The 12,123-nt window shown below is 60.2% G+C and carries 13 protein-coding genes; 8 read left to right on the top strand and 5 right to left on the bottom strand.

Translation table 11 applies throughout. The features are described 5' to 3' along the window. Positions 1–39 precede the first annotated feature (39 nt). The gene (locus AEQ67_RS06585) at positions 40–945 is read right to left on the bottom strand and encodes an NmrA/HSCARG family protein (protein ID WP_059403090.1); all 906 of its coding nucleotides are present in this window, start codon (positions 943–945) and stop codon (positions 40–42) included. A 254-nt stretch (positions 946–1,199) separates the two neighbouring features. Between AEQ67_RS06585 and AEQ67_RS06590 the strand changes: the two genes are divergently transcribed. Next, a complete protein-coding gene (locus AEQ67_RS06590) occupies positions 1,200–1,475 on the top strand; it encodes a metal/formaldehyde-sensitive transcriptional repressor (protein ID WP_059403091.1) in 276 nt (91 codons plus the stop codon). Positions 1,476–1,494: 19 nt separating this feature from the next. After that, entirely contained in the window at positions 1,495–2,427 is a 933-nt protein-coding gene (gene dmeF, locus AEQ67_RS06595) for a CDF family Co(II)/Ni(II) efflux transporter DmeF (RefSeq protein ID WP_442965631.1), read from the top strand. An 83-nt stretch (positions 2,428–2,510) separates the two neighbouring features. Here the strand turns inward: dmeF and AEQ67_RS06600 are convergent, their stop codons facing one another. Continuing rightward, entirely contained in the window at positions 2,511–3,299 is a 789-nt protein-coding gene (locus AEQ67_RS06600) for a FadR/GntR family transcriptional regulator (protein ID WP_059403092.1), read from the bottom strand. A 162-nt stretch (positions 3,300–3,461) separates the two neighbouring features. Here AEQ67_RS06600 and AEQ67_RS06605 point away from each other — a divergent pair, with 162 nt between their 5' ends. The 4 genes from AEQ67_RS06605 (at position 3,462) to AEQ67_RS06620 (ending at position 7,930) form a co-directional block, all read left to right on the top strand. Continuing rightward, positions 3,462–4,772 (top strand): MFS transporter, encoded by a 1,311-nt coding sequence (locus tag AEQ67_RS06605; protein ID WP_059403093.1) that lies wholly within the window; start codon positions 3,462–3,464, stop codon positions 4,770–4,772. Positions 4,773–4,787: 15 nt separating this feature from the next. Continuing rightward, complete coding sequence (denD, locus tag AEQ67_RS06610) at positions 4,788–5,762, top strand: D-erythronate dehydrogenase (protein WP_059403094.1); 975 nt, start codon at positions 4,788–4,790, stop codon at positions 5,760–5,762. Positions 5,763–5,934: 172 nt separating this feature from the next. Next, complete coding sequence (locus AEQ67_RS06615; RefSeq protein ID WP_059403095.1) at positions 5,935–6,897, top strand: LysR family transcriptional regulator; 963 nt, start codon at positions 5,935–5,937, stop codon at positions 6,895–6,897. Between the two features lie 385 nt (positions 6,898–7,282). Then, positions 7,283–7,930 (top strand): HD domain-containing protein, encoded by a 648-nt coding sequence (locus tag AEQ67_RS06620; protein WP_059403096.1) that lies wholly within the window; start codon positions 7,283–7,285, stop codon positions 7,928–7,930. A 30-nt stretch (positions 7,931–7,960) separates the two neighbouring features. Here the strand turns inward: AEQ67_RS06620 and AEQ67_RS06625 are convergent, their stop codons facing one another. From AEQ67_RS06625 to AEQ67_RS06635, 3 genes are read right to left on the bottom strand one after another with little or no spacing between them, the layout of a single operon-like run. Next, entirely contained in the window at positions 7,961–8,701 is a 741-nt protein-coding gene (locus AEQ67_RS06625) for a PAS domain-containing protein (RefSeq protein ID WP_059403097.1), read from the bottom strand. Then, positions 8,702–9,373 carry a response regulator gene (locus AEQ67_RS06630; protein WP_059403098.1) on the bottom strand — a complete coding sequence of 224 codons (672 nt, stop codon included), beginning with the start codon at positions 9,371–9,373 and terminating at the stop codon, positions 8,702–8,704. Continuing rightward, on the bottom strand, positions 9,342–10,487 hold the full coding sequence (locus AEQ67_RS06635; RefSeq protein WP_177333633.1) for an ATP-binding protein: 1,146 nt from the start codon (positions 10,485–10,487) through the stop codon (positions 9,342–9,344). The genes AEQ67_RS06630 and AEQ67_RS06635 overlap by 32 nt, the downstream gene beginning before the upstream one ends. Before the next feature lie 188 nt (positions 10,488–10,675). On the opposite strand from AEQ67_RS06635, the gene AEQ67_RS06640 reads away from it, so the two are divergent. After that, a complete protein-coding gene (locus tag AEQ67_RS06640) occupies positions 10,676–11,188 on the top strand; it encodes a dimethylamine monooxygenase subunit DmmA family protein (protein WP_059403100.1) in 513 nt (170 codons plus the stop codon). Further along, complete coding sequence (locus AEQ67_RS06645) at positions 11,185–12,114, top strand: PDR/VanB family oxidoreductase (protein WP_059403101.1); 930 nt, start codon at positions 11,185–11,187, stop codon at positions 12,112–12,114. The genes AEQ67_RS06640 and AEQ67_RS06645 overlap by 4 nt, the downstream gene beginning before the upstream one ends. Positions 12,115–12,123 lie beyond the last annotated feature (9 nt).

A 12,123-nucleotide genomic window follows, 5' to 3' on the forward strand; every position in this document is an offset into this window, starting at 1 on the left:
CGGCTGGGCCCCTGCCCCATTGCATTTGGAACCGACGCGTCAGGCGAGTGCCGGGATCTGGAAATTTGCCCGAGCCCACGCGGCAAACTTCGTTGGCTGTCGACCGGCGACCCGGTTGGCCAGCGCAATGGCGTCGCGCGAATCTGCACCGAGGTAGGTGTGGGCCTCGAAGTAGGCAAGCATCTCGGCGATTTCCTTGGCGCCCGGGAACCAGCCGGCAAACGTTTCTTGCGGGATGTGCTTGTACGAGAAATTGTGCCCCAGTCGATTCAACTCGGTGATGACCTCGTTGAAACTCAGGAAGTCACCGACTAGCGGCAAATATTCGCCATTCCCGGCGAGGTCAGGCTGGGCGAATGCACCGACCACCACGTGGCCGAGTTCGCTGATGTCGCCCATGTGAATCACGCGCTGCTGCGGATCAAGCGGCATCGCCCAACCTAGGGTGTCGTCTGCTTGCTGCTTCGGCGCCATGACGCCGAGCAGATTTTGATAGAAGAACGGCGCGATCACGAAGGTGTGATGCGCGAATCCGGCCTCACTCACGATGCGGTCGATTTTTGCTTTATCGGTGAAGTGCGGGACATCGAGCTTGCCGCGACTGATCGTCTCCACGTTTGGCAGTGTCGACCAGATGAAGTGCTGAACGCCGGCAGCTTTCGCCGCGCGAACGGCCGCGAGTGCCTGCGTGCGCTCGTCCGTGCCCGCTTCCCAGAAATTGGTCACCAGAAAAACTCCGTGTGCTCCGGCAAATGCGACGTTCAGTGTTTCCGGACGATCCAGATCCGCCAGCACGACCTCGTCAGCCAACTGCAAATGTTCGGCCGGATGGCGCGTCAACGCACGGACCTTGAATTCACCGCTGGCCTGCAACGCGCGCACAACGGCGCCGCCCTGATGACCGGTTGCGCCGACGACGGCGATGAGTTTTTGGGTGTTTGGCATGGTCGTTCTCCAATGAATCGTCTTGGGGGAGAAATCGGTTCGGCTGCACGTCTTCGCCGCGCGACCGGATGCCTGAAACAATAGGGTTAGGCTGATGGGGTGACTAGTTGGCACAACTGGATTGCACTCGTCCAGATGTGCAAGGAATGACCGGTCGTGCTCGATCTCAATGCCACGCGATGTTGGTTGGCATCGCGCCATTGCATAGGGGGGTGGGGTATGCGAGCATTTCGCATAGGTAAGGGGGGTATGGTATGGCTCACATAGCGGCAAACAAAGACGATCTACTCAAACGGGTAAAGCGCATCGCCGGGCAAATACAGGCCGTTGAAAGGGCTTTGGAGTCGGATCATGACTGTGCCAAAACCCTGCATTTGGTCGCCGCTACGCGCGGAGCGATCAATGGGTTGATGGACGAAATCATCGAAGAGCACGCCAGGGAGCACGTCGCTAACCCAGCGCTCAGCGATGAGGAACGTAACAAGGGCGTCGAAGAGCTTCTTGAAGCTATCCGTCGCTATTCGAAGTGATGACGCAGGCCTGAACATAATGAACAGCGACATCAGCTACAAACACGAGCACGTATTCCTCGGGTCGGCACACGATGAGAATGCGAAACGCACCCTTTGGGTGGTCATGCTCACCGTCGTCATGATGGTCGGGGAAATTACTGCCGGCTACATCACCGGTTCCATGGCGCTACTCGCCGACGGTTTCCACATGGCCACCCACGCCGGTGCCTTGGGCATCGCCGCTGCGGCTTACGCCTATGCCAAGCGCAACGCGTCCAGCGCCCGATACAGCTTTGGCACCGGTAAGGTGGGAGATCTGGGTGGCTTCGCGTCAGCCTTGATTCTCGGACTGGTGGCCTTGGGAATCGGCGTAGAGTCTGTCATTCGCCTGCTCCAGCCTACCGAGGTTCAATTCGGTACAGCAACGCTCATTGCCATCGTTGGCCTGGTCGTCAATATCGTCAGTGCGCTGTTGCTCGGGCACGGACATCACCATGGGCATACTCACGAACACGAACACACTCATGACCACAGCCGCCATGGCAACGATAACAATCTGAGGTCGGCTTACATTCATGTGATCGCCGATGCCCTGACATCTGTTCTTGCCATTGTCGCCCTGCTCGCCGGACGGTATCTCGGATGGGTCTGGCTGGATCCAGCGATGGGAATCGTCGGTGCCGTTGTTATCGCACGCTGGGCGTTGAGTCTGATGAGGACGACTGCTGGCGTGCTGCTGGATCAAACTGATGATCATGTTGCGCAGGAAATCCGTGAACGGGTTGAGCAGCCTGGCGATGCGACCATTACAGACTTGCACGTCTGGCGCGTGGGGCCGGAAGCGCATGCGGCTATTGTCAGTGTGCTGGGCCAGTCCACTACGAGTGCAGACAGCATTCGTGAACGCTTGAAGCCTGTCCACGAAGTGAGCCATCTTACCGTTGAGTTTCGTGCCGTCTCTGCAGCTTAGTGCCCCATGACGGGGCTTGCGGCCGATGCGTTTATCCAGCAATCACGCGTTATCGTTGACGTCTATCGCGAGCGAGCTCGCTCCTACAATGACGTTCTCGCCCCCGGATTCTGCCAAAACGAGGGGTCGGCACTCTTGAGCCGCTCAACCGCATTGTTGATGTGATTGAGCGCGGCATGGCGCGCGCCGTCAGGGTCACGTGCGGCGATCGCCGCGTACACCGCAAAATGTTCGACCCGCACAGTCTTGGCCAGGTCCCGGCGGCGCTCCTCGTTGGAGCGCGTGATGCGGATCGCCTCTTTGATGAATTGAGCGATGAATTCGTGCAGTGACGGGTACAGCGGATTGCCCGTCGCTTTGGAAATCGAGTGATGAAACGCCAGGTCTTCCTCGACGCCATCGCGACCGGCCTGCTCGGCGGCATCGATGGCCTTCAGCGCCTGGTGAATGGCCTCCAACTGCACTGGCGAATGGCGCTGCGCCGCCAGTGCCGCCGCTTCCCCTTCGATACCCCGGCGTAACTCGGTAACCCGCAGTACCGCCTCGATCGACCCGCAAACATCCAGATCAATCGTGAACGCCTTGATGTGCGCGCCTTCGCTGACCACGGTTCCGCTGCCCTGGCGGACCTCGACCAGACCGGCTGACTTCAGGCGCGAGATCGCCTCGCGGATGACCGTCCTGCTCACCCCGAAACGCTCTGCGAGCACCGGCTCCGTGGGCAGGCGAGCGCCGGGCAGCACTTCGCCATTGGCGATGTAAGCCTTGAGGGCCGCAGTGACCTGATCGGACAGCGTGCCCTTGGCGGAATCCTTCAGAACAGCCAGCGCATCGGCGGCACAGGAAGGTTTATCAGGCGTAGACATAGGCATCTCTGGGTTCAAATCGGTGAACGGTACTGCATTTTAGAGCCGCCGTCCTCCTTGAGTGTCGGCCCTTGAATTCGTATGACGTATTATGATAAAAAACCGGCACTTCATGTAATCCGATAAAAACTAAGTCACCCACTACAAAAATAAGGATGGGGGAAACACATGACTGAATCAGTGATTCAAACCGGTGCCATCGTGCCCGCTGATCGCTTCGAGGACTTGGCGTATCGCAAAGTCGCGTGGCGAATCCTGCCGCTGCTGTTGCTGTGTTACCTCGTCGCCTATCTGGATCGGGTGAACGTGGGTTTCGCCAAATTGCAGATGTCCGACGATCTGCAATTTTCCGAAGCCGTCTATGGTCTTGGCGCAGGGATTTTCTTCATTGCCTACTTCCTCGTGGAAATTCCCAGCAATTTGATCCTGCACCGCGTCGGCGCGCGGTTGTGGATCGCGCGCATCATGATCAGCTGGGGCATCATCTCCTCCGCCATGGCGCTCGTTAACACGCCAATGTCCTTCTACATCATGCGCTTCCTGCTGGGGCTCGCCGAAGCCGGGTTCTATCCCGGTGTCATCCTCTATTTGTCCTACTGGTTCCCGACCCATCGTCGCGGCAAGATGTACGCGCTGTTCGCCACGGCAGTGCCGTTGTCCGGACTGATTGGCGCACCCTTATCCGGCTGGATCATGAGCGCCTTCAACGGCACCCACGGGTTTGCCGGCTGGCAATGGCTGTTTTTCCTCGAAGGGCTGCCCTCGATCGCCGTCGGGATTCTGGTGATTTTTTGCCTCAGCGACCGCATCTCCAAGGCCGGCTGGCTCACCCGCGAAGAGAAGCACCTGCTGCAGACCCGCATCGACGCTGAATCCGCTGGCCATCAAAAGCACAGCCTGAAAGAGGTGTTCCTGCAGCCGCGCATCTGGCTGCTGACGGCTATCTACTTCTGCATGATCGCCGGTTTCTACACCGTGGGTTTCTGGCTGCCGACACTCATCCGCCAGGCTGGGGTCAGCGATGTCTTGCAGGTCGGAATGCTCACCGCCATCCCTTATGCCGCCGCAGCGCTGACCATGATCCTGGTTTCGCGCAGCGCTGACCGTCTGCGCGAGCGTCGCTGGCACCTGGCACTGACCGCCGTGCTCGGCGGTATCGGCCTGTTCATCTCCGCCACCTGGAGCGACAACTTCACGGTTTCCATGATCGGCCTGACCCTTGGCTCCATGGGTGCCATGAGCACCCTGCCCCTGTTCTGGAGCCTGCCGACTGCCTTCCTCGGAGGTACGGCTGCGGCCGCCGGTATTGCCCTGATCAACTCCTGGGGCAACCTGGCGGGCTTTGTCTCGCCGTACTTGATGGGTTTCCTCAAAGACACGACCCACAGCACCACGATCGGCATGTATGTGATGGCAAGCGCGCTGTTCCTCGGCGCCCTGCTGGTCTTCAGAATTCCCGGAAAACTCGTCAACCACTGACGTTTGGAGTAACTCATGAACATTCTCGTAACCGGCGCAGCTGGCTTTCTCGGCCGCCGTCTGATCGAAGCCTTGCTGCTGCGTGGCTCGCTCACCGACCGCGCCGGCCAGTCCCAAGCCATCAGGCAAATCGTTGCCTTCGACATGTTTCCGCTCCAAGGGATCGACGATCCTCGGGTCAAGGTGGTGTGTGGCGACATCGCTGAGCCAGAAGTGCTGGCCAGCCTGATCGATGCATCCACTGACAGCATCTTCCATTTGGCTGCGGTGGTGTCCAGCCAGGCCGAAGGCGACTTCGAACTGGGCATGCGCATCAACTTCACCGCAACGCAGAACCTGCTCGAACGCATTCGCCTGCTCGGCACCTGCCCGAAATGGGTGATGACCAGCTCCGTCGCAGTGTTCGGCGGGCAATTGCCGGAGCGTGTCGAGGATGATCACGTCTGGGCGCCGCAGAGTTCCTACGGCACGCAAAAAGCCATGAACGATTTGCTGCTCGCCGACTACAGCCGACGCGCATTCGTCGATGGCCGCAGCCTGCGCATGCCGACCATTGTGGTACGCCCGGGCAAACCCAACCTGGCCGCGTCCAGCTTCGCCAGCGGCATCATCCGCGAACCGCTCAACGGCCAGCACAGCGTGTGCCCGGTGCCGCTCGATACCCGGCTCTGGCTAATGTCGCCAGCGCTGGCGATTCGAAACCTGATTCATGGGCATGAACTCTCCAGCGAGCAAATGACCCAGGGCCGTGTGATCAACATGCCGGGCCTGTCGATTACCGTGGAACAGATGATCGATGCATTGCGTCAGACCGCAGGCGCAGAAGTGGCCGGAAGGATTCGCATGGAGTGCAACCCTGCTATCGAGCGCATCGTCGGTTCGTGGCCGGGCGCCTTCAGCGCCACCTACTCCCGGGATTTGGGGTTCACAGCGGATGAGAATTTCACCGAGGTGATCAAGCAGTTTATGGATGAATACCTGCCGGGATAAACCGCAGGCGCGCACGGCTATTTGGCCTGCCACCGGCTCGAGGTGCAGCCAGGATTTTTGCAGAAACCCGAGGCGAGAGAAGGTAGGAAAAAGTTACTGTAAACCCGTCAGGCAGACGCGTGTTAACAGCAGGACAAACGCTACCCACCTTTTTAGACGCGGTGACCTGTAAATGAAAAATCTGGACTTGAATTTGCTCCGGGTGTTTGACGCCATCATCCGGGAGCGCAATGTGCTCCGTGCGGGCGAAGCGATCAGTCTTAGTCCGTCAGCGGTCAGTCATGCACTCGGGCGTCTGCGGGTGTTGCTCAAGGATGAGCTGTTTGTGCGCACGGCTGCCGGGATGGAGCCGACCGTTCGAGCGCTGGAAATGGCGCCCCTCGTGCGTGATGCGCTGGTAACGATCGAACGTGCGGTCGGGCCTAGAGAGTTCGATCCAGGCCTCACTGACCGCCAGTTCTGTATCGCCGCGACCGACCATATGACGGCGGTGATCCTGCCGAACTTTCTGCGCGCAATGTCAAACCTTGCACCGCATGCAAGCGTCACCGTCTTGCCCGCCAGCAGGATTGACTTGACCGCGCAGATCGATGTGGGGCGCGTGGACATCGCGCTGGGTTCTTTCGCCAGCGTCCCTCATCGACTGCGCGAGCAAGTGTTGTTCGAGGATCGGGACATGATGGTGGTCGCCACAGACCATCCACTGGCCGGCACCGAGATTGGACTGGAGGATCTTTCCCGCCTGCCGTTGCTGGTGGTGTCAACGGGCGGCTCGGAGGATGGCCTGCTGTCAGAACGCGGCTTGACGCGACGCACCGAAATGTTCGACCGCAAGGCGTTGACGGCGGCGTTCAATTCGATCGGCAAATCTCCTGATTTCAAGATGGTCCAACCGCATTTCCTGGCTGTGCCGTGCCTGCTGAGGGGTACTGAGACTGCCGCGATCGTGCCCGCCACGCTGGCGAAGCATTTCCACCAATCAGGCTCCGCCTCCCCTTCGGAGTTGCCGTGGCAGGCGCCGCCAAGCGCCGTGCAGATGGTCTGGCATGAGCGCCATACGCATGATCCGGGGCACCAATGGTTGCGCAAAATGCTGACAAATGCGGTACAGCGTGTGACAGATCTGGATTCGTAGTCCGCCACCAGGGTCGCTCGCCCCAGTGCACGGCATGCATTTTCATTTGATGAAAATTGCACTTCATCAACCATCACTCTGTGGCGTAGGGTATCGAGGTCTGAACACATCAGCTGATGAATAATGAGTCCATGTTCTTGATGCCGATCAGTTAAGCAATTTCAGCAGCCGCGCATTCCTTGTAGCAGCTGGCGAAGCCTGCGTTCGGCGGCTGTAGGAGCTGGCTTGCCAGCGAAGGGGTCCTCACATTCTACGTTGCTCATAAGGCAGCCTTCGCAGGCAAGCCAGCTCCTACAGCAGCCGAACGCAGGCTGCTACAAGTTGTGTAATGGCCTAAATGACCGGCATTAGTCCATGTTCTGCCTAATTGGAAACATAGAAAATCATGGCACTGCACGATATTTTCGACGTGAGCATTCCCGACAGCACCTTGGCGCGTGAAGTGACTCAGCTCATTCGCGACACCGAAAGTGAATTGCTGTTCTCCCACTCCACACGCGTCTACTTTTGGGGTGCCCTGATCGGTACAAGCAAGGGCCTGCCATTTGACCCGGAACTGCTTTACGCCGCATCGATGTTCCATGACATCGGCCTGACGTCGAAGTACCAAACCAGCCAACTTCGCTTTGAGGTGGACGGTGCGAATGCCGCGCGTGACTTTCTGCGCAGCCATGGCATTTGCGCAAGGGATCTGGAAAAGGTCTGGAACGCCATTGCGCTGCATACGACGCCGGGCATTCCAGAGCACATGGAGTCAGAAATTGCCCTGCTGCAAGCCGGAGCGGGAATGGACGTGGCGGGACGTGGTTTCGAGCAGTTCACTGACCAACAGCGTGGAGCGGTGATCGCGGCCTATCCCCGCGAACCCGATTTCGCCCACAAGATGATCGACGAGTTTTATCACGGGATGAAGCATCGGCCGGCCAGTACATTCGGGACCTTCAACGACGACTTCCTCGCCTTCAAGGATCCGGACTTCAAGCGCACAAATCTGTGCAGCATCATTTTATGTTCGCATTGGGAACAGGGTTAAAGCAGTATTTTCCGCACGCAACCACATCGCTCAGCGCCCCAAGCCCTGGCCAGTGCTGCGCTCGAAAATCGCCCCTTCGATACCCAGCACTTCACGCGTGTCGGCATAGATCCCGACGCCCTTTTCCCAGACGTGCTTGATGGACTGATCGGCGCAGCGTATCCGGTAATTGAGCTCGAACGGTTCCTGTCGCGACAGGGCATATTGCACCTCGCGCCAGACGTAATCGGCATCCTGCGCCAGGATCAGGCTGTTGTAGGTGAACTCATGGTTGTCCACCAGTCGCTCCGGTGGATAGCCGGTCAGTTGCAGGCAACCGGCGCTGACGAACTCCATGGTCCAGTCGCGGTTGTTGCGGCCGCGATAGATCAGCCCCGGCATGCTGTCGAGCAGGCTCATGCTGCTGCGTTGGCTGGCCTGCAAGGCAATTTCGCGGCGTTTGTGCGCGGTAATGTCCCCCGCCACCAGATAGAAACCCTGCGGCCCACGCTTCAGGCTGACCTCGAACCAGCGCAGTTCCCCCGATGGATGAACAAAGCGCAGCCGCTGGTTGAAGGAGGTCTCGGGGCGTCGACGTAGTTCATGCAGGGCCAGACGCCACAACGAACGGTCTTCGTGGTGCACGTAATCGATGAGGTTGCGCTCCTGCCCCGGCCGGTCCATCAGCTCGACCCAAGCCAGGTTGAAGTGCGCGATCTGACCGTTATCGCGCAGTTCGAGCAACGCCGCAGGAAAGCGATCCATCAGGTGCAACGGCGGATGTTCCATCATCTAATAACGCTCCTCGTGTCGCACCGACGCGCCGTTGTGCACCCACGCCGCCAGCTCCAGGCGCGAATGCAGGCTGAGCTTCTGCAACAGGTTGCGCACGTAGATTTTGACCGTACCATCGCTAATCCCCAGTTCCCGACCGATCTGTTTATTGCTCATGCCGGCGGCGATCAGGGCCAGGGTCTGCCCTTCGCGCTCGGTCAGGTTGCCGGTGTCGAGCGGATCCGCATCCGGCGCTGACCGGTGCACTGATTCGCGCTGGTCGGCAAGCAAGGCAATCAGGGTCGAATCCAGAACGATCGCGCCCTTGTGGCAATTGCGCATGTAGGCCAGTAACGCATCGGGCTCGGTTTCCTTGAGCACATAACCGCTGGCGCCCAGACGCAGCGCGCTCAACAGTTCGGCGCGATCCATCGACGCGGTGAGCACCACAATCTGGCAGTCGAGGCGTAACTGACGCAGTTCATCGAGCACCTGCAAACCGCTCAAGCCCGGCATGTGCAGATCAAGCAAGACTTGCTGCGGCGCCAGGCTCACGGCCAGGTTGATGCCTTCGCGACCACTGGCGGCCTGCCCCACCACTTCGAAGTCGTCACTGGCGCTGAACAGCTGCGCCAGGCCTTTGCGAAACAACGGGTGATCATCGATCAGTAATAAGCGCGTGCAATCCATCGACATTCTCCTGTGGCAGGTCTGGGTGGCGACAAAGGCCAAGGTGGACGCGCACCCCGTGCGGGCGGATTGCTTCAATGCTCAACTGGGCGCCAATGCTCGCGGCGCGCTCGCGGATAATCGCCAGGCCGAAATGGTTTTCCTCGCCTGACGCCGGGCTCAGGCCGATGCCGTCATCTTCCACCGACACCGAGGTATCGCTGTCCTGGCCTTGACGCAACTCGATGCGCACATGCCGCGCATGGGAATGGCGCACGGCGTTGGCCAGTGCCTCGCGAATGATCTGCAGAATCTGCAATTCGGTTTCCGGGCTGAGGGCATCGTCGGCCAGGCGATTGTCCAGTTCGAAGACGATGATGCAGCGCCGCGAGAACTCCGCGACGGAATCGGCCAAGGCCTGGCGCAGCGAGCGCCCGTCCATGGTCAGGCGAGCGCTGGTGATCAGCTCACGCACTTGGCGTTGCAGCTGGCTCAAGCCACCGCACAGTTCCTGCAACGCGGTATTGGCCTGCGCGGGTTCGCCCAATTGCGATTGCAGCAAACGGGCCTGGAACGACAAGTAGCCCAACTGCTGGGCCACCGAATCGTGTAGCTCGCGGGCCAGTGCGCCGTGCCGGGACGTGGCCTGTTTGCGCTGTTGCTCACGGGTGTGACGCAGCACGTGCACGGTCACGCCCACAGCCTGCGCCGCCTCCTCCAGCAACTGCCGCCAGCTGGCGCCGAGCGGTTTTGCGCTATCGAGCACCAGCACGCCTTTGTTCGCATCGTCGCTTTGCGCCGTGGCACACAGCAGGCGATGCACGCCCCGTTGCCGGCAAGGGCCACAGGCCTGAGCCGTTGCAGCCAGTGTCGAGTCACGCCACGGACAGCGCTCCACGTCCTGGCAGCCCTCAATCAAACCGCGCCGCGCCGGTCCGAGGTCTTCGCCACCGAGGATCAGATTCAGTTTGCAGCCCGGCAGCAGTGCTTCGAAACGGTCCAGAAAACCTGACAAGGCACCGTCAGCGTGCACCTGACACAAGGGCAACCCGGCCAACAGCTTGCGCACGCTGCGCGCCTGTTCGGGGCGGATACGCCCGAACCAGAGCGGCCACCACTGCGGTCGTGTTCGCACTCTCGATAACTCCCCGTCCGGTTGCTCAGCCTTGCGCAAAGACCAGCAACTTCCATGCCCCGAACACCGGTCTCGCACGGCTTATCTCCAAAGGCATAGCCCTTTTTCCAGATTGAGAAGATTTTCCCCATAGGAAATTATCTTCCCCACCAGGAAACAAAATTCCCTGTCCAGCCAGGAAAGCCAGCATGACGGATAGACACAGCAGCGCTCCCGAGCGACTTCACAGCCTCCCCCGCTATGGCCAGCCGCCCACTCGCGAAACGGCCACCCGGCACATCGTGGTCATGCAATCGGCAGCTGCCTGTGCGGCCTTTGTCGGCGAACTTGAACGGCCTCTGGTGTTGAATGGCGAGCACGCCGATTTTGCCCGGCGCCTGCATCAGGAACTGGTCAACGCCACCGTCGGCAGCCATCTCTACATCATGGGCGACGAGGCGTTTATCTGGCGCATCCATGGTGAAGCCCGCAATGCCGGGCTGGAAGATGACGAGATCGACATCACCCGCACGATTGCCGGCCCTCGCCAGGTGTACTGCGTGCACTGCGGCCTGACCCAACCCGCCGGGCCACAACCGGTGTTGACCTGCATCGGTTGCGAAGTCGGACTGGAAGTCCGCGAACACTTTTCCCGTCGCTTGGGAGCTTACCTCGGTGTCTGCACTAATCCCGATCAGCCTTACGCCGGAGTCCGGTCATGAGTGCCGCGCTCAAGGTGCGGGTCAGCGCGGCGAAAATGCTCACCCCGATGGTGCGTGAATTCACCCTGCAGCCTTGCGCCGATGCATTGCCAGGATTCTCACCCGGCAGCCATGTCCAGGTTCATCTGCCGTTGGCCGACGGCAAGGTGCGCAATGCCTATTCACTAACCAGCGACCCGGCGGACAACCAGCATTACCGCATCGCCGTACGCCTGCAGGAAGTCTCTCGCGGCGGCTCGCACTATCTGCACCGGCAGGTCCAGGTCGGCGACACGCTGGAGATCTCGCCGCCGGCCAATCTGTTCGCGCTGCACTCGACCGCCAGCCTGCACATCCTGATCGCCGGCGGCATCGGCATCACGCCGTTCATGGCCTACATCGCGGCGCTGGAACAACAACGGGCCGACTTTGAACTGCATTACCTGAATCGCCCAGGCGTGAGCGATGCCTATGTCGAGGAGTTGCAACAGCGACTGGGATCGCGACTGCACACCTACGCCTGCCGCCCGGACCTGAACCCGATCCTGCGTGATCGGCCGCTGGGCAGCCACGTGTACACCTGCGGCCCGCAACCGTTGCTCGATGCGGTTCGGCAACAAGCCAAGGCCCTTGGCTGGCCGAAAAGCCGGGTGCATTGGGAAGCCTTCAACGCCGCGCAACCGGGCCAACCCTTCGCCCTGGAACTGCTGCGCAGCGGCCAACGCCTCAAGGTCGGAGCGGAACAAAGCCTGCTCGAAGCCCTGGAATCCGCCGGTTTGAAAATCCCCAACCTGTGCCGTGGCGGCGTGTGCGGCCAGTGCATGACCCGCCACGTGAGCGGCGAAATCGAACACCGCGACAGCTTTCTGAGCCCCGCCGAGCAGGCTGAATTTCTCATGCCCTGTGTCTCCCGCGGCTGCGGCCCTTGCGTTTCGCTGGATCTTTAGGAGTCGACC

The sequence above is a fragment of the Pseudomonas sp. RIT-PI-q genome, assembly GCF_001297125.1.
GTDB lineage: Bacteria > Pseudomonadota > Gammaproteobacteria > Pseudomonadales > Pseudomonadaceae > Aquipseudomonas.